This window comes from Acrocarpospora macrocephala (assembly GCF_009687865.1).
GTDB lineage: Bacteria > Actinomycetota > Actinomycetes > Streptosporangiales > Streptosporangiaceae > Acrocarpospora > Acrocarpospora macrocephala.
The window spans coordinates 194,097-215,617 of record NZ_BLAE01000008.1; the positions used below are offsets into that span (position 1 = coordinate 194,097).

Below are 21,521 nucleotides of genomic sequence, written 5' to 3' on the forward strand. Positions count from 1 at the left end.
ACCACTTATCGACCAGCGTCGCCCCCGTCTCAGAGCGGTCGATCAGAAAAGGGTTGGGGGTTCGGCTGGCATTGGGTCGGGGAGTGGGTCGAGGGCAGGTAGCCGGGTGCGTACGTCGTCGTGAAAACGGCGGGCGAGTATCAAGGCATCCGCGTTGTCTGGCGTGTGGATGAACACGGTTGGCGAGCGCCCTTCGCGCAGCCACGTGATAACAGTGTCGATCCAGGGTTGCCAGCCCTCGACTGTACGGGCTGTGGAGTCACGACCGAGATAACGGACGATAGGGCGGTCGGTAAGGGCCCGCATGCGACGAGCCACGCGAGGCTTCCTCATCCAGGCTTCACGTTCGGCATTAGTGGTCGGCGGACTCTCAAACAGAGTCGTCGTATCGAAAGGAATCCACTCCGCGTTGGCGTTGACGAGCACCCTTTCGAGAAGCTGCGCGGACCGCGGGTCATCGAAGAAAGCACGATGGCGGACCTCGACGGCGTAGCGCTGTGAGCGAGGAAGACGGTGCAGGAAAGCCGCCAGCGCGCCAAGATCGGCGGGCGCGAACGACCCCGGAAGCTGCACCCAGAGCGTGTGCATCCGCGGACCGAGTGGCTCGATCGCCTCCAGGAATGCCCCCAGGTCCTCGTCGGTATCGGCGAGCCGCCGCTCATGCGTGATCACCTTGGGCAGCTTGACCACGAAACGAAACTCCGGAGCGGTCTGCTGGGACCACGACTCCACGGTGCTCCGCGCGGGCGTCGCATAGAAGGTCGTGTTGCCCTCAACCGCATCGCACCAGGTCGCGTACGCCTTCAGCCGCTCCTTGGGCGAAAGCGGATGCGGCAGGAAGCGCCCCTGCCAAGGCGCGTGAGTCCACATCGCGCAACCCACGTGCAATTCATAGCACGGGTTCATGAGTCTAGAAGATCGAGAACAGCCACGAAGACACCGTAGCGTGGCCAGAATCAGGGCGTCCGAAGCGCCCACAATGACTATGGCCGTATCGAGATCGATCAGAACGACCTTTGGCCCAGCACGTACGAGAGTAAAACCTAAGATGTTCGAGGGCGCGCGGCCGCAGGGAGCTGGCCTCAGAGCTGGATCAGCAGCTTCCCGACGTGTACTCCCCGGAACAAACTCACGAAGGCGCGGGGCACGCTGTCGATCCCCTTCAGGATGGTGACCCGATCCCGCAGACGTCCGTCGCGGATCAGTTTCGCCATCTCCGCTTGAACCGTGGGCAGGAGTTCGGCGTAGGACCTGGTCAGATAGCCTTTCACCGACAGTTCCTTGGCGACGATGTCGAAAAGATTTCGCGGGAGGGAACCTGACTGGGCGTCGTAGTTCGACACCGTCCCGCACATCACGATGCGGGCCCCAGGCCGGGCGTTGTGGATCGCCGCTTCGAGTTCCGGTCCTCCCACGCAATCGAAGTATCCGTGAATGCCGCCGGGAGCCGCGGCTTTGAGTGCCGCGGACAGGTCGGGGACACGTCGGTCGAGCGCCACGTCCGCGCCCAACCCCAGGACGAGGTCCCGCTTCTCGGCGCTCCCCGCACTGGCCACCACCCGCGCACCCGCGATCTTCGCGAGTTGCACCGCGAGGCTCCCGATACCGCCTCCGGCGGCGGAAACGAAGACGACATCACCGGGCCGCGGGTCCAATAGCTTGACCATCCCGACGTATGCCGTCAAACCGGCGGGACCCAGCGCGGTGAGGTATGCGGCCTCGGACATGCCCGGCTCCTCGACGATCCGGTGCGGACCTCGCCAACCGGTCTCGTCGGCGCGAATCACCGCGTGCGTCCGCCAGCCGGAGCTGTGTAGCACCAGATCGCCCTCCGCGAAGCCCGAGCGGCGCGAGGACAGCACGCGTCCCAGGGCGAAACCACTGATGGGCGCACCTAGCGGGATCCTCGGCATATAGGGCGAATCCGATTCGCGCATGCGAAGGCGGGCCGAGGCGTCGAGGGACAGCCAGGAGTTGGCCAGCAGGAGCTCGCCGGCTTCCAGGGAGCGCGGCGCCGGCGCCCGATGGAGCTCGAAGTCTTCCTCGCGGAGGGTGTCCGGCGGGTAGGCGCGGAGTCGTATCTCGGTCGCTTCTCTCCGGCCATCGGGAATTCGATTCATCGTTCCGCCAGTATCTTGAACTCAGTATACAATAATCAAGCATATACGAGTCGATGTTCGACAGGAGAGCGACCAATGGGAGCGAACGCGGTCAACGTTCCGCTGCTGCACGCCGCCGTGATGGACCGGCTGGTCGAAATGATCGTGCGAGGCGAACTGCGGCCCGGGCAGCGCCTGTACGAGATCGAGCTCTGCGAACGGCTGGGCGTCAGCCGGTCCCCGTTCCGTGAGGCGATCCGGAAACTCGCGGCCGACGGGCTGCTGCACATCGAACCCCGCCGAGGGGCCGCAGTCGCCCATCCCGACAAAGCGGACGCGGCCGCGCTGTACGCCTGCCGGGAACTCGTCCAGATCGAGTGCACCAGGGTCGCCATGCCCAACCTCACCGAGGCAGACACCGCAAGGATGGCCGAGGTCCTCAAGCAGATGCGGGCCGCGGCCGACGCTGCGGACACCTACTCCTACCTGCAGTTGGTCGGTGAGTTCCGTGGCGTCATCGACCGGGCCTGCCGCAACAAGGTGCTGGTCGAGCTCGTGGAAGGCCTCTGGCGGCGCACTCTTCGCTTCAGGTACATCGCCGTTCAGAACGCCGCACATCTCACGAACTCCCTCTCCAACCACGAGCAGCTGCTCGCCGCCATCCAGGCAGGCGACACCGAGCATGCCCTGGAGCTGACCCGAAGGATGATCAACGCCTCCCTCGACTCCATCCTCAAGGGAATCGACATGCTTGAGGACATCAAGCATGAGGAGACCAGGGCATCGTGATCACCGGCCGCGGGGGGCGAGCAGGCTCCACGAGAGCGTGCCTCCGGCGGCGACAGCGAGGCCGCCGACCAGTAGCCACCCGAGCCGTGGCTCGCTGACACCGCTGGTGACGGCCATCACGAGCGGTCCGGCTGCGGAGCCGAGCATCCCTCCGGACTGAACCACCGCGCCGGCCAGGGCCGGACGTCCCAGCCCTCTGCGGATCGCGCCGGCGAACATCAGCCCCGACCATCCCCAGCCGAAGGTGAAGGCGACCAGGATCCCCACGGCCGACGCGGTCGCCTGCCCGATGGCCAGGAGTAGGGCGCCCCCTCCTCCAGTCAGGATCATGCCGGCCAGCACCAGGTCCGTGAGCTCAGGGCGAGCCTGGACCAGGAGCCCGGAGACGATCCGCGAAGCGATCCCGAGGACGTTCGCCGCGATGAGCAGGTGCGCCGCGTCCTGGTTCGCGAACCCGGCGGCCACAAGCCCGGCGAACGCGTACCCGGTGAGCGCTCCGGGGAGGAGCGAGGCCAGCAGCGTCACCCAGCCGAGCACGGCGAGCCCGGGCCCCGGGCGCTCGGCCGAGGGCCCGTACCCGGACGTCAGGGGACGTGACGCGGGCGGCGGAGCCGGGAGGACGGCACGGAAGCCGACCACGGTGGCGAGCGACACCGCCGCCGCGATGGCGAAAGGCGCCCGCCAGCCGACTCCGCTCACGGCGGTGCTCACGTAGGCCGAGGTCATGAGCCCGATCGGGATGGCGGCCTGCTTGACGCAGAGCACCACCACCAGTCGCCGGGGGGCGACCACCCCGTCCAGAACGGCGTTCGTCGAGGGGAGCGTGAGGCCGAAGGCCGCTCCCGAGGCGACGCTCGCCAGCAGCAGGACGGGCGGCCACTGACCGCCCAGGGCGACGGCGAGCAGTGCCACCGCGCTGCCGGTGGTGGCCGCCGAGGCGACTCTGCGTGGCCCGATGGCCTCCAGCCGCCTGCCCAGCACGGCCGCGGCGAGACTTCCGCCCAGGAAGTACGCAGCCACGGCCACTCCGACGAGCCAGGTCGGCTGACCGCCGGGGGTGGGCAGCTCATGCCCGACGACCCCCAGGAGCGCGACCAGGATGACCGTCGAGATGTCGACGGCGATCGCGGCGACGACGATGACGGCGACCCCTGACGCACGCCGCATCGTCAGGCCGGGAGGGCGTCGCGCGCACGGCAGGCGTCCGGATCGACGCCCAGCAGTCGCGAGACACGATCAGCGGCCGCAACCAGCTGCACGGCCAGGTCCCGCATCTGCGCCCAGGACATCTCCGGCGGCAGCCCCAGGAGCCGGAGGGCGAGTTGCACCTTGCCGTCGGTCCCGAAGACCGGAGCGCCGAGGAACCGCACCGCGCAGCGCTCCCCGGGGTCTAGGTCGGCCGGTTCGACGGATGCCTCAAGTCTGTCGATCGCCTGGGACACGCGCTCCACCAGGTCGGTCGTGATCTCGCCGGCGGAGGCCGCGTCGAACAGCCGATCGAGCTCGGAGGAGTCGTTGGCCAGCCAGATCGACCAGCCGCGTTCCCTGATGCGGTGGAGCATCCGGGACCAGCCGGCGGGTGTCTCACCCATGTGGCTCCACCGCAGGTTCTCCTGCGGTTGCCAGGCGGCGAACAGACCGCCCCGTGGCGGAACCAACGGGATTCGCAGCCCCACGCGCGTGGGCGCGTGGCCGTGCGGGCTGACGCCCGCGCTCGCGATGAAGACGAGCTCATCGCCCAGCAGCGCTTGGGCGACACACTCGAAACCGGTGCGCTGGGCGATCTGTTCCATCTCCGCTCGGGCAAGGTCGGCGAGCCGGATCTGGGGGAGCAGGTCGATCTCGGGGGCGAGAACGAGAGACGCCGGTGTGAACTGCCCGTAGCCGCCGCGGAAGAACACCAGTGGCGGCGCGTCGCTGCCTTCACCCAGCGCCGTGACCCGCCCGATGACGATGTGGTGGTCTCCCGCCTCGTGCACCGCGTAGTGCTCACACTCGACCCACAACAGCGCGCCGGGAAGCGATGGGGCGCCGCCCGGCGTGGGCTGCCAGGTGATCCGGTCCCAGCGGTCCGGGTACCGGGCCGCGAAGGAGCGGCACACTTCGGCCTGCTCCGAGCTGAGCACGTTGACCGCGAAGCGTGCCGCCTTCCTGATCTTCGGAAAGGTGGTGGACGACCGGTCAGGCATGAAGCTCACGAGCGGTGGATCCAGGGAAACCGACGAGAACGTCCCGACGATCATGCCGACCGGATCTCCGGCGGCGTCCAGGGCGGTCACCAGGGCCACTCCTGTCGGGTGCCGCCCCAGCGCCCGCCGGAATGCGGGACCATCGATGGTCATCGTTGCACCTCTCCTCACCAACCACGATTTCTGGGCCCTGTTCGGCGTGTGACGTCACTCCGCGTGAGAGTGACCTTCGAGGAGCGACGTCACGTGCTCGGCGACAGAGCACTTATCGGACCCCGGTTCCGCTCGCACTCCCCGTCCGGCGTCCCTTGTGCTCACCCGTAGTCGTCGTACTTGACGATCTCGCCGTCCCGGATGGTCATGACGGTGCAGAGTTCGAGCTCGATCGACTCGCCCGCCTTGGCGAAGCCGGGCATGTCGGCCTTGGCGGTGGCCGCCCAGGTGTGTTCGATGAGGACCACGTCGTCGAAGGCGACAATGCGCCGGCGATCACGGAAATGCTTGTCGGGGATGACGGCCGCGGCGCCTTCCTTGCCCGCGAAGACGATGTCCCGGCCGACCCGGTGCACCCCCCGGTTGTGGTGGGTGACCTCGACGTCCTCGCTCATCAGCGTCTTCATCGTGGCGAGGTCGTCGGAGTTGTAGCACTCCACGTACGCATTGGCCACTGCCAGCAGTTCCTCTTGGGTCATGTGCGCTCCATTGACGGTTGTGGGGACGGGTTCCGGTGGCGACCGCCGCCACCGGACGATCAGTCGGCGACCGGGGCGAGCTTTCGCAGCCTCGGGGCCACCTCCGCGACCATCAGCCGGAGCGACTCGTTCCAGGGCTCCGGGTTGGCGGCGTAGTTGTGTCCGGGGACGAGGGTGGTGCCCCACCCCCCGCTCTCCTCAAGGCAGGCGGCCAGCTTCTCGGCGACAGTGTCGGGGGATCCGACGATCCAGACGTGGTCGGCGAGGTAGTCCAGGTCGACGCTGAGGGGGTCGGCCACGCCCTGGACCAGGCCATCCAGGAGCCCCAGCCTCTTGAAGTGCGGAAGGAGGATCTGACTCCACGCGTAGCCCAGGCCGCCCTCGATGGCCCACTTGCGCGCCTCCTTGTCCGTCTCGGCGACGAAGACGTCGCGCTGCACCCGGAGCATCGACCGGTCGACCGTGTGGCCGGCCGCCTCGGCGGCCTCCGAGAACGTGGCCCAGTGCTGCGCGACCCTCTCGTTGCCGGAGAAGACCGAGAGCGGGATGTAGCCGCGCGAGCCCGCGAAGGCCAGGGACTTCGACGGCGAACTCGTGCCGGCCATGGCGATCTCGACCTTGCCGCCGTACGGCCGGACGTCGCGGAGCGGAAGCTGTCCCTCCTTGGTCTGCGGATAGCCTGCCTTCCAGAACCTCCCCTCGTGGTGGAACGGCTCGGCAGCCCAGACCTTCTCCATGATCGCCAGAGCCTCCACCACCATTTCGTGGTTGCCCCGCATGTCGGTGATGCCGCGCAGGGCGGCGTCCGACGGGTAGGCGCCGGCGCCTACCCCGAGGATGTAGCGGCCTTCCGCGAGATGCGTCAGCCACGAGACCTGCACGGCGAGGGACGCGGGGTGGTGGTAGGGAAGCAGGTGGGCCCCCGGGCAGAGCTTGATGCGCTCCGTCCTCGCCGCCGCGGCGGCGAGGATGATCTCCGGGTTCGGGACCGGCTCCCAGGCCACCGTCGCGTGTTCACCCACCCAGTACTCCGTGAGGCCGGCCTGGTCGGCCACGACGGCCTGGCCGACGACCCAGTCGTACACCTCACGAGGCGTGCGCTCGGGCGGCGTGTGCGGCGATTGGAACAGTGCGAACTTCATGCGAAGCCTTTCTTCGTCACGCTCAGAGGGCTGAGGAAAGGAGGTCGGGCGGGCTCACTTCGTGTCGACCGCACCCGTGAACATGGCGGGCGAGGTGGTCAGGAATCCGCCGTCCACCGGGATGATCGCGCCCGAGACCCAGCGGGCCCACGGGCTCGCGAGGAACACCACGGCCCTGGCGACATCCCAGGCGTCGCCTCCCGGTCCCAGCGGGGCGGTGCGCTGGCGGTCGGCGATCTGCTCCGGGGTCAGGGTCATCCGCAGCAGCGGGGTGTCGAGCGTACCCGGCACCACGGTGTTGACCCGAATGCCTTGTGGCCCGAGCTCGGCGGCGAGGACGGTGGCGACCGCCTCGATGGCGCCCTTGGAGGCGGTGTAGGCGACGGTGCCCGAACTCGACACCCCGCGATGGGCGGCGATCGAGCTGATGTTCACCACCGAGCCGCCACCTGACGCGGCCATGGCCGGTGCTGCAGCCCGCGTCAGGAAGAGCGTGCCCTTGAGATTGACCCCTAAGTGGAGCTCCAGATCCTCGTCGGTCATGGCCGCGAGCGTGCCGGAACGGAAGACGCCGACGTTGTTGACCAGGGTCGTGAGCATTCCGAACGTGTCCACCGCGGTGTCCACGGCGCGCCGGGCGACGGCCGGGTCGCGGACGTCGCCCACGCAGCCGACCGCGCGACCGCCCTCCGACTCGATGAGCTCGACCGTCTCCCCGGCCCGCTCGTCCACGCTGTCGAGGACGACGACGCCGCACCCGGACCTGGCCAGCAGCACCGCACTCGCCTTGCCCGTGCCGAAGCCCGGTCCGCTCGATCCCGCGCCGGTCACGATCGCGGCGCCGTCCACCATGGGCTCGAACCTCATCTTCACTCCTGGCATTCGATCCGGATGACCTGCGCGAGTTCCGCGCAGGTCATCGGTTTCCGGCTCACTGTCCGGGCGTGACCAGCTTGCAGGTCCCGTCACCGTCGCGGAGTTCGCAGACCGCGATGGGCGCCTGGAGCACCCCGTCCTGGGCGAAGGAGACGTCGCCGTTTCCCGCGTTGACGCTCACCGTCTTAAGCGCCTTGGCCACCGCGTCGGGGTCGTCGACGGTTCCCGCCTTCTCCATGGCCCTGGCGAGAGCGTTGATCGAGGAGGTGAACTCCGTCGCGTACAGCTGCGCGTCCAGGGCCGGCGGCTTGCCGTTGACCTGCTCGTACTGCTGGAACAGCTGGGTGACGTCCGGGTTGCCGGTGTACGGGTCGAGGCCCCGGTTCATGATGTACATGTACGGGAAGGGAAGGGGCTTGCCGTTGTTCCCCGTCAGCCCGGTTCCGGCGGTCGCTCCCAAGACGATCATGCTGCCGAACGGGCTGCCGAGCTGCACGGCCTGTGAGGCGAAGGCCTGGACCGCCCCGCTGGTGGTGCCCGTGAAGATGATGTCCGGCTTGTACGACTTGAGCTTGGTGAGAATGCCGGAGAAGTCGGTGCTCGCGATGTCGAAACGCAGCTTGTCCACGACCTCGACCCCCTTGGCGGCGAAGGCCTTCTCGATCAGCTCGACATAGGGGTCGGACGCGGCCCCGGACGGCCACACGATCGCGGCCGTCTTGGTGCCGGGCTGGTACTGCAGCGCCCCGTTCACGGCCGCCGGGAACACCGTGGCCGCACTCGGGTTCGTACCGAAGATCTTTGCGAAGGCCGGGTCACCGGCCTTCGCCTCCAGCCGGCCGGAGATGTAGGTCGACCCGGCCAGCCACAGCACGTCCTGCTTGGTGACCACGGACTCCGCCGCGACCACCGACGGGGTGTCGGCCGGCCCGATCAGGTACTTGACCCCCTCGTCACGGATCATGCCCAGGACCCCCGCCGTCGCCTTCGCGGGGTCGCTGGCCGAGTCCTTCGTCGTTACGGCGAAGGTGTACTTCTGGCCGTTGACGGTGATGCCGCCGGCCTTGGTCACCTGGTCGATCCCCAGCTTGATGCTGCCCAGATGGGCCTCGCCCTGGGCGGCGAAGGGGCCGGTCAAGGACAGCACGGCCCCGATTTCGATCACGTGATCGTTGACGCTCGTTTCCCCGTCCGAGCCACAGGCGGCGGCCGTCGACAGCGATATGACGGCGGCCACAACCGCGAACTTTCTACGCATGACTCTCCTTTGGTTCTCCCGGACGTGGGTGTCCGAGCCCGTGACTTTCCCCGGGTTGTATTTCGAGCGCGGTGCTCAGGGGTCGACACCGAAGTAGGCGGTGTTGATGGCGTCGCCCTCCGACAGTTCCGCGCTGGAGGCGGAGGCGACGAGGCGTCCGTTCCGCAGCACGTAACCCCAGGTCGAGACCTGTAGGGCCAGCGCGCTGTACTGTTCCACGATCAGGACCGCGGCCCCGAACGTGGTCTGCGCCCAACGGATCAGCTCCACGATCGTCGGGAGCATCACCGGTGCCAGACCCAGCGACGGCTCGTCGAGCAGCAGCATCCGCGGGCGCGACATGAGCGCGCGCGAGATGGCGAGCATCTGCTGCTGTCCACCCGACAGCTGACCCGCCGGCTGCTTCGCCTTCTCCGCGAGAACCGGGAAGTGGTCTAGCAGCAGCGCGATGGTCTCGTCTTGGGTTTCGCCCCCGCGCCGGACGGAACCCAGCCGGAGGTTCTCCAGCACGGTCATCTGCGCGAACACCTGTCGGCCTTCGAGCACATGGGCCACGCCCCTGGCGAGGGTCTGGTCGGGGCGGAGACCGACGATCGGCTCCCCGTTCAGCCGGATGTCGCCGGACCGCGGCTGCACCTGACCGGAGACACTGCGCAGGATCGTGCTCTTGCCCGCACCGTTCGCTCCGAGCAGGGCGACGGTCGTGCCCACCGGCACGGACAGGCTGACGTCCTTGACGGCGACGACCCCGCCGTACCCCGCGGTGAGTCCCGAGATCTCCAGCTCGGTGTCGACGGTGTTCACGACTTCTCCTCCAGCGCTGTCCCCATCGAGGTCCCGAGGTAGGCCTCGATGACCCGCGGATCCTTTACCACCACCGATGGAGGGCCCTCGACCAGCTTCTTTCCGGCGTCGAGGACCACCACCCTGTCGCACATGGACACCATCAAGGTCATGTCGTGGTCGACGATGCCGACGGTGACACCCAGATCCCGCAACGTCAGTAACAGCGCCTTGAGCTCGCGCGTCTCGAAGTCGTTGAGCCCGGCCGCAGGCTCGTCGAGCAGCAGCAGGTCCGGCTGCGCCGCCAGCGCGATGCCGATCCCGAGCCGGCGGAGATAGCCCAGGGGAAGGTCGGACGCGAGCGCGTCGAGGACCGCGTCGAGGCCCACGAGCGCGACGAGTCTCTCGCCGACGAGCGCCTCGTCGACGCGCTTGCCCTTCGGGCGACAGCTGTGCGCGATGGCGAGTGCCTCCCGCACGGTGACCCCGCTGAAGACCATCTGGTTCTGCGACGCCATGACCAGCCCGTGCCGGGCCAGCTTGTCGACCTTCCAGCCGGTGACCTCCTGGCCTCGCCAGAAGACGCCGCCCCGCGTCGGCGGGTGAACGGAGGACAGCGCGCGCAGCAGCGTGCTCTTTCCCGAGCCGTTCGGGCCGATGATGCCGAGAATCTCACCGGCCGCGACGTGGATGTCCACCGAGTCGCAGGCGACCAGCGCGCCGAACCGAACCGTCACCCCGGCGCCGCGCAGCAGGACCTCACTCATGAGATCTCCTCTCGCACCAGGTCGGACGGGGACCGCACGTCGGCGCCACCGGCCGCGGGCCTGCCGGAGTCGGCGGCCGCGGCCGGGTGGCCGGTGCGGATGAGACGAGACCGGAGCGTCGAATAGCCGGTGATCAGCGCTGGGACCAGGCCGTGCGGGAGAAGGAGAATGATCATGATGAGCAGCACCCCGAACAGGAACTGTTGGTCCACCGGATCGAGCCGCAGGAGCTCGGGCAGCAACACGAAGACCATCGAGGCGACCAGCGGGCCGGCGAGTGAGATCCCACCCAGGATCAGGATGATGACGATCTTGATGCTGAAGATGGTGTCGAACGACGTGGGGACGATCACGGTCTGCGTGTAGAGGTAGAGCACGCCCCCCACGGCTGACACGGCTCCGCTCAGTGCGAAGGCGCCGACCTTGGCCCGGCCGACCCGCAGGCCGATCGAGCGGGCGAGGCTCTCGTTCTCCCGGACTCCCGCGAGCTGCCGGCCGAAGCGGGTCGGCTTGAACCTGCGGAGGCCGAAGGCGGCCAGGAGCGCCACGAGGAGCACCAGGTAGAACTGCGACCGGAGGTCGGTGAAGGTGATGGAACCGATCACGGGGAGGCTTTCCGGCAGAATCAGCCCGTTGTCGCCGTTCGTCAGGTCGATGGCGGTCAGCGTCACCTGGGTGACGAGCGCGGAGAAGGCCAGCGTGACGAGGAGCAGGTAGTGGCCCGTACATCGGGAGACGACCAGCCCGAGGAGCGCCCCGGCCACCACCGTCAGCGGCACCGCGACCAGCAGCGCCCACCAGAAGCCCAGACCCAGGTGCACGGCGATGACCCCGGCCGAGTAGGCGCCCACGGCCATCAGGCCGCCCTGCGCGATCGACAGGACACCGGTGGTCTCATACACGTACGCCAGCGCGTAGACCTGGATGGCGTACAGGACGCTGAGCAGAACGAGTGACTGCAACCGGGATGTGCCCACCGCCTCGAAGATCACGATTGGCAGGAGCACGAAGGCGGCGCCGCCCAGCAGTGTCTCCACCCGGCTGTGCCGCCGCACGTGGGCGACGCCCCTGGAGGACCGGGCGAAGGTCGAGTCGCTGGGCGGGTGCTTCTCGAAGAGACCACCCGGCCGCACGAGCAGCACAACGATGATCACTCCGTAGGTGAAGAACGGAACGTATTCGGCACGGCCGTAACCCGCCACCAACGTCTCACCGATGCCGTAGAGCACGCTGGCCTTCGCCAGCCCTGACACGTTCCCCAGACCGCCAAGCAGGGCGACCGCGAATCCCTTGAGGATCAGGTGCGCACCGTCGAAGGCGCCCACGGGCTGGAGCGTGCCGTAGAACACGCCGCCCAGCCCGGCGAGCGCGGAGCCCGCCACGAAGGCGACCGTGACCATGCGCCCGACGTTCACGCCGACGTGCGATGCCGCGACGGGATTCTCGTGCGCGGCCCGCAGTTGCGCGCCGAGCTTCGTCCTGGCCAGCAGCACGAACAGACCGGCGGTGACCAGGCCCGCCATGACGAGCACGAGCACCCGGTTCCAGGCGAAGTAGGTGTCGCCGAGGCCGGCGCCGCCGTCGAGCGCGGCGGGGACGCCGACCTGGAAACCGCCCCAGATCTTGAAGGCCGCCGACTCCAGCACGAGCAGCAGCCCGAGGCCGATGATCAGTCCGTTGTAGGGGTTGTCCATCGTGAAGCGGAACAGCAGCCGTTCACTGAGCCAGCCGATCACGCCGGCGGCCACGACGGCGGCCAACGCGGCGAAGACGAAGGGCACCCCCGCCGTGATCAGGTCGAGTGCCACGAAGACGGCGAGGACGAGGAACTGACCGTGCGCGAAGTTGATCAGTCGCGTCAGCCCGAACACCAGCGTGATGCCGACCGCGATGAGCATGTATACGGAGCTGGCGACCACGCCGTTGAACAGGTGTTGCATGAGGAGATCCATGCCCACCCCTTTCCTCGTCCTGCCTGGGATGTGGAGTGCCCGTAATCAGCCACTCAGGAATATACGGATTCAGTATCTTGAATACAATAGTCAGGGATAGGGGTTTCACTTGCCGGTCCGGAGACCGGTGAGGCCAGCGGATCAGCCCAGCAATTCCCTGGTCAGCTGCCCCACGCTGACGTATCTCTCGACCACGTGCGCGCCCGCCTCGGCGAGCGTCGCCATCTTGGCCTGGGCGCTTCCGGCAGGTCCGTCGGCCTGGGCGCCGGCATGGCTGTAGCGGATGCCCGCCGGGGCCGCCGCGCCCGCGATGTACGCGACGACCGGCTTGCCGACCTGGCCCTTGCGGATCAGCTCGGCGAGCCGCTCCTCCTGCGTGGTCCCGATCTCGCCGAAGATCACGATCGCCCGGGTGTCCGGATCCTTCTCCGCCAGCGTGACGGCCGTGGGCATGTCGATGCCGATCACGCTGTCCCCGCCGATGCCGATGCACGTGGACGTGCCTATGCCGGCGCGCGCGAGGGTGTCGGCGATCGTCGACATCATCCCGCCGCTGCGCGACACGACGGCGACCTCGCCCGGCGTGAACCTGCTGGGATCCAGGGCCCCGAGCAGGCACTGGCCCGGGCTGATGATTCCCGGACTGTTGGGACCGATCAGCGTCACCGCGCTTTCGCGCGCCTTGCTCAGCAGTTCGATCGACAGGTTGAGCGGAACTCCGTCGACCATGAGCGCGATGGGGTCCATGCGCTCATGAATCGCCTCAAGAGCCGCGTCCCGCAGCCCGGACGGGGGCACCAGCACCAGGGACGCGGTGCACCCGGTCTGGTCGGCCGCTTCGGCGACGGTGTCGAAGACCGGAACTCCGCCGACCGAGGTGCCGCCACGGCCGGGGGTGACGCCGGCCACCGGCAGGTAGCCGGCCTCGGACATCAACTCCGTGACGTACACGCCGAGCTGGCCGGTTATGCCCTGAATGAGAACGCGCGTGTTCCGGTCCACCAAGAAACTCATCGGCCCTGCTCCTCGCTTGAGTTGACGTCCTCGATCAGGTCACGCAGCATCCACGCGGCCGTCCACTCATCGGTTTCCTCACCGACGACACGGAGGCGATCCATGCGGCCCGCGGCCCACCGCACTACGATGTCCCGCGCCTGCGGCGATTCGTTGCCCGCGAAGCGCACCACGCTGGGGCCCCGCCAACCGGCGCGTTCCCAGCCGTCGACCAGCCCGTGCGCCGTCGTGGTGAGCGGTTGGTTGGCGATGCAGGTCGAGAAGAGCACGCCCTCGATGTGCGGCTGACCCGCCACCAGCTCGGCCGCCACCGCGACCTTCTCGGCGGAGGGAGATCCCGAGGTGTCGCAGTAGTTGGTGGGCGCGAGATCCGCGGCGGCGAGGGCGTCGAGGACGACCATCGACTCGCCCCCTCCGACCGAGTGCGAGGCGACCCGAGGCTGCTCGGCGGGCACCGCCCCTTCGGACAGCAGCTGCACGTAGCGGAAGCTCCCCCGGTGGTCACGGGACTGGTATTCACGGGCCAGCCGCTCGCGCGGGTCCGTCTCCACCGCCTCCAGGTACGCCGCGTCCGGGATCAAGGCCTTGGAGTAGTCGTCGATGTCGGCCTTGCCGTCGAGTGCGACCAGGCCCTGCGGGGTCAACGCGATCGGGTTCAGCTCCAGGAGGTAGGCCGACCAGCGCGCGACGCACCGGACCATCGCGGACAGCGTCCGCGTCACCTCCAGGAGCTCGTGCGAGGCGAGGCCGGTGCGCCGGAGCTCCCGTCTGATCACGTGGGGTTCGACGTGCGAGTCGAACTCCAGCTGGAAGGCCGCCCGCGCCGGGTCGAAACCGGTCCCGCCGGAGCGGGAGAAGCGAAGCACGCGGCGCGGCGGGCCTTCCACGATCGAGACGCTCGCGTACCCCTCCCACTCGGCCTGGATGCCGGCCTCGACGAGTACGGCCTCGACCGGCATGCCCTGGATGGGGGTCGCGAGGAGCTCCGCGGCGATCGCCTCGGCCTCCGCCGGGTCCGCGCCTGACCGCACCCCGCCGGCGGACGCCCGGTCCCCGGCGGCGACCTGCGCCTTCACGAACACCCGGCCGCCGAGCTGCGCCGCCGCCTCCCGGGCCTCGGCCGCCGAACGGCAGACCAGCCCGGGGGGCGTCGCGATCCCCTCCCCGCGGAGGATCTCCTTCACCTGGTATTCGAGCAACTTCGTCATCGCTACGCTTCCTCCTGCTTGGCGGGTGACACGAACCGGATCGTGTCCAGGGACGGGGCGCGGAAGGGCTTCTCCTCCATGAGCTCCTCGCGGGCGTGCGCGGCCAGCCCGAAGGCCCGCCCCAGCCCGGTGACGAGGGTGATGTCGGCGGTACCGAGCCCGGCGTCCAGGAGCAGCGCGGCCACCGCGGCGTCGGCGTTCATGCGCAGGTCACGCCCGGACTCCGCACGGAGTGCCGCCTCGCAGAGCCGGGCGATCCGCCGGTGAGTCCGGTCCTCGGCCACGCCGCCCATGAGGCCGGGAACGCGCGGATCCCGCCGGTGGTAGGGATGCCCGTACCCGGGAAGTCTCTCCCCGCGGTCCAGCAGCCGCCGCACCACGTCGCGGGCGCCGGTCTCGTGGTCGTCCGAGGCCGCGATCTCGACGAAGAGATTCGCCGCCCCTTCGGCCGCTCCGCCGTGCGCGGGGCCTCCGAACGCCATCAGGCCACCGGCGACCGCGAAGGGCACCGCCGACCGGGTCGACGCGGTCACCCGCGCGACCAGCGTGGACGGGGCCGAGACACCGTGGTCCAGTGCGGCGATCAGAGCGCGGCGGAGCGCGTCGGCGGAGCCGGTGCCGGGCGTTCCCCCGAAGAGCACCAACCACAGCGTGGTCGCCAGGTCACCGTCGTCGATCAGGTCCTCGATGGGGACACCGCGATAGCGGATCGAACTGTCTTTGACGTCGGTGATCGAGGTGGACCATGAACTCAGGTCAGGAATGGGGGTCACCGCCTTCTGGCAGGGTCGGCTCCTCGAATTCGAGGAAGGACAGGTCGTCGATCACGTCTTGGTAGGAAAGCTCGCCGGAGCCGCTGCGCGCGCGGCGGGAGGCGAGTCGCTCGGCTTCGATCCGGAGCGCGGCGGCGGGCAACGGCAGCGCGCCACGATCGAGGAAACGCACCGCGCCGTCGGCGTCGCGGACGGGAAGGACGTTTCCCCGCACATGCACGTTCGGCGAGAACGGAATATCCAGCACACCGACCGCCAAGGCGGAGATAGACCCCCGAACCGGGTCGCCATCTCCCATGTCCAGGACCGCGTCGAGTATCGCGCGAGCTTCCATCAGGTTCAGTTCGAGCTCGAACTGAACCTCGGGAGAGATCAGCGACGCGGCCTGGCGGGAGATCAGGTGAGTCAGATACCGCGTGAACCGGATGCTGGCGGCGTTCGCCGCCGCGGTCGGCACGCCGATGCCCTCCTCGATCGTCTTCACGTAGTTGACGGGCGTCCGGGCGATCGCGCAGGCCAGCACGTTGGCCGCGAGCAGGCCGTAGGCGTCGGGCTGGCGGGATGGGAATGCGCCGTTCCAGTCGCTGCTGGCCACGTAGGTCCGCACGTCCCCGAAGCCCAGCTTCGCGAGGTACTCGTCGGTCAGCGTGCCCACCGCGAGGCAGCCGGCGACGTCCTGGGCCACATGCCCCTGGAGCATCTGGTACGGGACGATGTGTTTCACTCCCTGCCCGGCCATGATCAGCGCGTCGAGGACGACCCCGACATGCATCAAGGAGGGAACCGAGCACGTCCCGCTCTGCGCGAAACCGATCGCGTCCTCGACGATGGGGACGCCGTGGGCGGCGTACTCTCCCATCAACCGGAAGATGTACTGCCAGTTTGGGATGGACACCTCAAGGGACCCCAGCTTGGAGTACTCAAGGGTCGCGTACATCGGGCCCGACACGAATCCCGTCGCCCCCGAGGCGAACGCGGTTTCGGCCACGAGCCGCAGGTCGATGGCGTTGGCGCGCACGATGACCGGCCGATCGACGGAGGAGATCAGCTCCCGCGTGCGTTCGACTCCGTGGGCGAGGAGCGGATATCCGTTGAGCACGGAGCGGTCGGGCGTGCTCTGGGCGAGGGCCTTGGCCGCGTCCTCGAACTTCAGGGACCGGGTGAGGCTGTCGACCGTGATCGGGACGACGCCCGCTCCCGCCGCCGAGAGCGTGCGCATCAGCTCAAGCTGCGCGTCCCAGTGCGCGACACCCGCGCGGGGAATGGCCACCGTGTCCCCCGTGGACTTGGCCCGGGCGAGGGTGGCGGCCATGCCGCAGCGCTCCGCGTTCGACCGCGCGAAGTCCCAGGCCTCGTCGAGGTCGTACGGCTCCCGGCTGAGCTGCCGGTGGAAGACGGACGCGCGTTGCGCCCTGAGCTCGTCCAGGTCGAGCATCTCGTTGGAGACCTGGTCAGACATTCTGGCTCCCCTGCTCCGGCAGGTCCGAACTCCCGCGCGCCCGCAGATCGGCCGCCAGATCCCGGACCGCCTGGTCGGGCAACGTGCGCGGCGGGTAGACCCGGTCGAACCCCATGCGCGCGAAGCGTTCGCGCACCTCGTCCCACGGCGTCGCGGCGCTGACCGACAGGTTGCCTCCGACGTACAGGATGGGGTCGGCGCCCGCCTCGCGGAGTCCTGCCACCAGATCGGGGCAGAAGATTCCCGCGTGCCCGTTGCTCGACGAGACGAACACGGCGTCGGCGTCCTCGGTCACGGCGGCCGCGACGAACTCCGCAGGCGAGGTCTGGATCCCCAGCTGGATCACATCGGCGCCTGCGTTGCGCAGGGCATGGCCCAGCAGGGTGATGCCCACGACGTGGATGTCGTCGCCGATCGACCCGACGACCACGCGGATGCGCCTCAGGACGCTTGTCACCACTTCCACTCCCTTCAGTCTTGTATCTTGAATACAGAATTTTTGCGGAGAAAGAACCCTCTTGTCGAGGTGCCTTCGAAACTCAAAGCCCCAGGTCTCGCCCGATGATTTCCTTCATGATCTCATTCGAGCCGGCCCAGATCTTGGTCACCCGCGCATCGCGCCAGGCACGTCCCACGCGGTACTCATTCATGTACCCGTACCCGCCGTGCCAACCGCCAGCCGTCCCCGTCCCGGACGGCACGCGTGCGAAGGGCCGCGAGGTCGGATCCGCCCGATGGCTCCGTCATCCCGATGGCGGTCAGCAGCTCTCCCGAGCAGAAACCCGGTAGCCATCTCCGCCGCTGGTCACCCGTCGTCAGGTGCAGCAGGTAAGGCGCCACGATGTCGGCGTGGATCGAGTACGCCGACCCGAGCGCCACCGTCACGCGCGACAGCTCTTCCAGGACCACGGCCATGAACCGGTAGTCCGGCGCGTCGGACCCGCCGTACCGCTCGGGAACGTGGAGGCCGAGCAGCCCGAGCTTCCCCGCTGCCAGCCACACGTCCCGTGCGATCGCGCCGGCCTGGATGAACTCGTCGACCCGGGGAGCGACGGACGTGGCGACGAAGGAGCGGACCATGTCGCGGAAGTCGTTGTGGTCGGTGTCGAAGATCGTGCGTCTCATCGTCAGGACGCCAGGTACCGCAGGGCCTGGGACGGACAACCGTCCGCCGCTTGGATCACATCGTCCGCGATCACGGGGTCGATCTCGGGGACGACCACCTCCACCAGGCCTTCGTCGTCGTCCTGATCGAAGACGTCCGCGGCGGCGAGAACACACTGGCCGCTGCCGATGCACAACGATCGATCGACGGTCAGCTCTCCGGCCGTCCCGACCTGGAACTTCACTTCGGATCACCCCACGCCACCGGGAGCTCGTACAGGCCGTAGATCGTGTGGTCCGTCTTGAACCGCAGCCGGTCGCGGGGGACGGCGACGCGGAGGGCCGGCAGCCGGCGGAACAGCGTGGTGAGGACGACCTGCAGTTCGATCTCCGCCAAGGTCTCTCCGATGCATCGGTGGGTTCCATGGCCGAAGCTCGCGTGGTCCTTGGCGTTGGGACGGTCAAGGTGGAGCTCGGCCGGATGGTCGAAGAATCGGGGATCACGGTTGGCGGTCTCGCTGGAGACCACGATGCCTTCCCCTGCCTTGATGGTCGTGCCGCCGACCTCGATGTCGTCGAGGGCGACCCGGCACCGGCCGGCCTGCGCGATCGTCGCGAAGCGAAGCAGTTCGTCGACGGCCAAGGCGACCTGCCTGGGGTCCTTCGCGTTGAGGAACGCCGCGAGCTGGTAAGGGTGGTCGATCAGCGCCATGACGGACATCGCGATCGAGTTCGCCGTTGTCTCGTGACCCGCGAGGAACAGCAGGCGGGTGCCCTCCGCCAGCTGCTCCATGGTGCAATGGCCGGTCTTGACGTGCTCGGAGATGGCCAGGGACAGGACGTCGTCCTCCAGCGGGTGCTCTGAGCGGTCCTGGATGAGGCCGTAGCAGTAGTCGAGAAGACGCTGCGAGGCGGCCCGCGAATCCTCGGCCGAGGAGCGCCACGACAACATCGTGTGCGTTTCGTGCTCGACGATCTCGTGATCCCGGTACGGCGCGTTGAGCAGCTCGAAGATCACCTGAGAGGGGATGGGCAGCGCGAAGTGCTCGACGAGGTCGACCGGTGAACCCATGGCGATCAGCCGGTCGACCGCCTGGTCCACGAGGTCCTGGACACGGGGGCGCAGACGTTCGATCCGCTTGACCGTGAACCACTTCGTGAACATGCGTCGTTCGACGTTGTGCTCTGGGTTGTCCTTGTTGTTGAACGTCTGAAGGCCACTCTTCCGGTAGCCGGCGAGGGCAGGGCTGACGTGGGGGTACCCGGGCAGGTCGGGTCGCGCGCTCACCCGGGGATCTCCCAGCAGCATGCGTCCCTCCTCGTATCCGGCCACCACCCATGCCTCGTCGCCGTTCCACAGCCGCATCCTCAGCATGGGCTGCTCTTCGAGCCGCGTGGTGTAGGCCTTCGGCGGCTCATAGGGACAGCGAGCGTCCTTTGGGCTGGGATAGGTCCCGACGGTCGGCACGGCCTCAGTAGACATGGCGCTCCTTTCCTAGCGCTTGAATTCTGTATACTTAAGACAAGGGACGTCAAGGGTCCGCGATGGCTCATTTCACTGCAGCTCACACCCGGCCGTGAAGAAGAGCAGCTCATCAACGACGTCGGCTGGCCGCGTGTGGCCAGTCAGATGTGCTTGTTGCCACACCGTCCGCTGGGGGCGCCCTGTGAGCAGGAGGCGGGTACGTCGCCAGAGACGTGCCCGGTGGTGGGGCGATTTCGGCGAGCTGTGCCCAGACGACGTTACCGAAGCCGAGGGATAGCACCGGGGTCTCCGCCCGGGTGACCTTCCATTATGGATATGGCGTGAAATTCACGGGCGAGTGGGTGACAATATCATCACTCTCGGTTCATGACAGGCTAAGGACGCCAATGGCCCACGTGCAGCTTCCTGAACTGCCGGAACACACTCTCAGCTTTGTTGTCGACGGCCGGGTGCGTGCTCCGTCCGGACCGGAGGCGGCGGAAGAAGAAGAGCCGGAGGATGAGGCGCTCGAACTGGCGGGCCGGGTTGTTCTCGGCGGGCCGGTGGCCTTTCCGATGACGGCCGAGCGCTATCCCGATGTCGCCGCCTATATCGAGCAGGAGGCCGCTCACCATCGCTATCACGAGGTCCATCTGTCGGTCACCTTCGTAGAGAAGCAGGACGGGCCGCCGTTGCATTCGGTCACCCTTCGGGTGAATCTCGCGGCGAAGGCTCCGGCGGACCAGCCGATCGCGTGGTCGATGGCGCCCGCCAGGATCGACGATCCGAGCCAGCGGGACGTCCAATTCGAGATCAAGCCGCAGCTCAAGGTGGCCGGAATCGAGGCCTCGATCGGCACGCTGGGCGGGAATCTGCCCGGTTCGCGCACCCCGTTCCTACGCGCGACGCGGGAACTGCGGTCCGATCCCCGGTGGGAGCTCAAGCGGACCAAGAATCTGCCCTTGGACGGGACGCAACGCGTGGTGCTGGTCGTCCGGGCCGACGCCGCGGCGGCGGCCACAATGGCCGTGGAGGTCACGGCGGCCACCAGGTCATCGATCTTGCGGCGATATCGGGCGCTGCCCACTCCGCTGCGGCTCGCGGCCGATCTCTGATGAGCGACGCGCTTTCCGACGCCGAGGTGGCGGCATTCGCCGCCGCCTATCCGACGGTACGGGCCGAGAAACTCCTGTGGACCGCGAGATTTCCCGACTCGGTGATTCCGAGCACCGTATTGAACGCCGGTGACTTCTGGAGCGAAGTATCCCGCGTGCTGGCCAACGGCGCGTTTCCGGGAGGGCGGCGGCGTTTACTCGCGCTCGCGCACCGCAGTTTCCCGGCTAACGCCGCGTTCGCCGCCGGGCGGGTTCGGCGGGTTCTGCTGGTCGGGGCCAGCCCCGATGAGGAGGTCGCGCTGCGGGCCGACCGTGAGCTCAGGGAGATCCGCAAGGCGGCTCGGCTGGGTCATCTGGAGGTGGCTTCGGTGCTCGCGGCGCAGGTGTCCGATTTGCGGGCCGTACTAGCGGAGCGGCCGGACATTCTGCATTTGTCCGTGCATGGGGATGGGACGTACCTGTATTTCGAGTCGGCGCTCGGGGACGGGCAACCCGTCGCGGCCCGCGACGTGGTCACCACGCTGGCGCGTTATCGTGACGCCGACCAGGTCAGGCTGACCGGGCTGATCCTCCAGTCGTGCGAGAGCGAGTCGGTCGCCGCGGAGTTCCTGGACGTCGCCGAGGTCGTCGTCGCGCATCGGGGCCGGATCGACGACGCCTGCGCCGTCCTGTTCGCCGGACGGCTGTACGAGGAGCTGCGGGACACCCCGTCCCTGCCCTCAGCAGTACGGAATGCGAGTGCGGACGACGAGCCGAGCTGCGACTTCCGCGACAACGTGATCGTTCTCGTGGGGCGGGCCTGACGTGGAACCCGAGTGGCGTCCGGCGGTGCTGAC

The 21,521-nt window shown here is 68.3% G+C and carries 23 protein-coding genes; 3 read left to right on the forward strand and 20 right to left on the reverse strand.

All coding sequences use genetic code 11. The features are described from left to right. Positions 1 to 42 precede the first annotated feature (42 nt). Together Amac_RS07870 and Amac_RS07875 are read right to left on the reverse strand one after the other, a co-directional pair. Positions 43 to 906, reverse strand: a complete 864-nt coding sequence (locus Amac_RS07870; RefSeq protein ID WP_507762639.1) for a DUF72 domain-containing protein — start codon at positions 904 to 906, stop codon at positions 43 to 45. 176 nt (positions 907 to 1,082) lie between these two features. Beyond that, a complete protein-coding gene (locus tag Amac_RS07875) occupies positions 1,083 to 2,120 on the reverse strand; it encodes an MDR family NADP-dependent oxidoreductase (protein WP_155353645.1) in 1,038 nt (345 codons plus the stop codon). Positions 2,121 to 2,195: 75 nt separating this feature from the next. Here Amac_RS07875 and Amac_RS07880 point away from each other — a divergent pair, with 75 nt between their 5' ends. Further along, entirely contained in the window at positions 2,196 to 2,888 is a 693-nt protein-coding gene (locus Amac_RS07880) for a GntR family transcriptional regulator (protein ID WP_170322378.1), read from the forward strand. Here Amac_RS07880 and Amac_RS07885 read toward each other — a convergent pair whose 3' ends face one another. The 18 genes from Amac_RS07885 to Amac_RS07965 form a co-directional block, all read right to left on the reverse strand. Continuing rightward, positions 2,889 to 4,055, reverse strand: coding sequence for an MFS transporter (locus Amac_RS07885; protein WP_155353647.1), 1,167 nt, complete (start codon positions 4,053 to 4,055; stop codon positions 2,889 to 2,891). It lies immediately after the preceding gene. A 2-nt stretch (positions 4,056 to 4,057) separates the two neighbouring features. Then, positions 4,058 to 5,230, reverse strand: a complete 1,173-nt coding sequence (locus Amac_RS07890; RefSeq protein WP_155353648.1) for a flavin reductase — start codon at positions 5,228 to 5,230, stop codon at positions 4,058 to 4,060. Between the two features lie 161 nt (positions 5,231 to 5,391). Then, a complete protein-coding gene (locus Amac_RS07895; RefSeq protein WP_155353649.1) occupies positions 5,392 to 5,769 on the reverse strand; it encodes a nuclear transport factor 2 family protein in 378 nt (125 codons plus the stop codon). 59 nt (positions 5,770 to 5,828) lie between these two features. Further along, the gene (locus Amac_RS07900) at positions 5,829 to 6,911 is read right to left on the reverse strand and encodes an LLM class flavin-dependent oxidoreductase (protein WP_155353650.1); all 1,083 of its coding nucleotides are present in this window, start codon (positions 6,909 to 6,911) and stop codon (positions 5,829 to 5,831) included. 54 nt (positions 6,912 to 6,965) lie between these two features. Further along, positions 6,966 to 7,778: an SDR family NAD(P)-dependent oxidoreductase gene (locus tag Amac_RS07905; protein ID WP_170322379.1), complete on the reverse strand. Its 813-nt coding sequence runs from the start codon at positions 7,776 to 7,778 to the stop codon at positions 6,966 to 6,968. A 64-nt stretch (positions 7,779 to 7,842) separates the two neighbouring features. Next, complete coding sequence (locus Amac_RS07910; protein ID WP_155353652.1) at positions 7,843 to 9,045, reverse strand: ABC transporter substrate-binding protein; 1,203 nt, start codon at positions 9,043 to 9,045, stop codon at positions 7,843 to 7,845. Between the two features lie 75 nt (positions 9,046 to 9,120). Beyond that, on the reverse strand, positions 9,121 to 9,849 hold the full coding sequence (locus tag Amac_RS07915; RefSeq protein WP_155353653.1) for an ABC transporter ATP-binding protein: 729 nt from the start codon (positions 9,847 to 9,849) through the stop codon (positions 9,121 to 9,123). Further along, positions 9,846 to 10,595 (reverse strand): ABC transporter ATP-binding protein, encoded by a 750-nt coding sequence (locus Amac_RS07920; RefSeq protein WP_155353713.1) that lies wholly within the window; start codon positions 10,593 to 10,595, stop codon positions 9,846 to 9,848. The genes Amac_RS07915 and Amac_RS07920 overlap by 4 nt, the downstream gene beginning before the upstream one ends. Then, on the reverse strand, positions 10,592 to 12,547 hold the full coding sequence (locus tag Amac_RS07925) for a branched-chain amino acid ABC transporter permease (RefSeq protein WP_155353654.1): 1,956 nt from the start codon (positions 12,545 to 12,547) through the stop codon (positions 10,592 to 10,594). Before Amac_RS07925 ends, Amac_RS07920 begins: the two co-directional genes overlap by 4 nt. A 141-nt stretch (positions 12,548 to 12,688) precedes the next feature. Next, complete coding sequence (locus Amac_RS07930; protein WP_155353655.1) at positions 12,689 to 13,561, reverse strand: succinate--CoA ligase subunit alpha; 873 nt, start codon at positions 13,559 to 13,561, stop codon at positions 12,689 to 12,691. Next, complete coding sequence (locus tag Amac_RS07935; RefSeq protein ID WP_155353656.1) at positions 13,558 to 14,769, reverse strand: ATP-grasp domain-containing protein; 1,212 nt, start codon at positions 14,767 to 14,769, stop codon at positions 13,558 to 13,560. The genes Amac_RS07930 and Amac_RS07935 overlap by 4 nt, the downstream gene beginning before the upstream one ends. A 2-nt stretch (positions 14,770 to 14,771) precedes the next feature. After that, positions 14,772 to 15,542 carry a citrate/2-methylcitrate synthase gene (locus Amac_RS07940; RefSeq protein WP_155353657.1) on the reverse strand — a complete coding sequence of 257 codons (771 nt, stop codon included), beginning with the start codon at positions 15,540 to 15,542 and terminating at the stop codon, positions 14,772 to 14,774. Then, on the reverse strand, positions 15,526 to 17,001 hold the full coding sequence (locus Amac_RS07945; protein ID WP_155353658.1) for a hypothetical protein: 1,476 nt from the start codon (positions 16,999 to 17,001) through the stop codon (positions 15,526 to 15,528). Before Amac_RS07945 ends, Amac_RS07940 begins: the two co-directional genes overlap by 17 nt. Continuing rightward, complete coding sequence (gene glmS / locus Amac_RS07950; protein WP_218040930.1) at positions 16,994 to 17,458, reverse strand: methylaspartate mutase subunit S; 465 nt, start codon at positions 17,456 to 17,458, stop codon at positions 16,994 to 16,996. The genes Amac_RS07945 and glmS overlap by 8 nt, the downstream gene beginning before the upstream one ends. Positions 17,459 to 17,540: 82 nt before the next feature. Then, positions 17,541 to 17,651 (reverse strand): acyl-CoA dehydrogenase family protein, encoded by a 111-nt coding sequence (locus tag Amac_RS57870; RefSeq protein WP_218040931.1) that lies wholly within the window; start codon positions 17,649 to 17,651, stop codon positions 17,541 to 17,543. After that, entirely contained in the window at positions 17,644 to 18,126 is a 483-nt protein-coding gene (locus Amac_RS07955; RefSeq protein ID WP_218040932.1) for an acyl-CoA dehydrogenase family protein, read from the reverse strand. The genes Amac_RS57870 and Amac_RS07955 overlap by 8 nt, the downstream gene beginning before the upstream one ends. Before the next feature lie 2 nt (positions 18,127 to 18,128). Continuing rightward, positions 18,129 to 18,350, reverse strand: coding sequence for a ferredoxin (locus tag Amac_RS07960; protein ID WP_155353659.1), 222 nt, complete (start codon positions 18,348 to 18,350; stop codon positions 18,129 to 18,131). Further along, positions 18,347 to 19,588, reverse strand: coding sequence for a cytochrome P450 (locus Amac_RS07965; RefSeq protein WP_155353660.1), 1,242 nt, complete (start codon positions 19,586 to 19,588; stop codon positions 18,347 to 18,349). Before Amac_RS07965 ends, Amac_RS07960 begins: the two co-directional genes overlap by 4 nt. Before the next feature lie 389 nt (positions 19,589 to 19,977). Between Amac_RS07965 and Amac_RS07970 the strand changes: the two genes are divergently transcribed. Together Amac_RS07970 and Amac_RS07975 are read left to right on the forward strand one after the other, a co-directional pair. Further along, positions 19,978 to 20,685: a hypothetical protein gene (locus tag Amac_RS07970; protein WP_155353661.1), complete on the forward strand. Its 708-nt coding sequence runs from the start codon at positions 19,978 to 19,980 to the stop codon at positions 20,683 to 20,685. Continuing rightward, the gene (locus tag Amac_RS07975) at positions 20,685 to 21,488 is read left to right on the forward strand and encodes an effector-associated domain EAD1-containing protein (RefSeq protein ID WP_155353662.1); all 804 of its coding nucleotides are present in this window, start codon (positions 20,685 to 20,687) and stop codon (positions 21,486 to 21,488) included. The genes Amac_RS07970 and Amac_RS07975 overlap by 1 nt, the downstream gene beginning before the upstream one ends. Positions 21,489 to 21,521 lie beyond the last annotated feature (33 nt).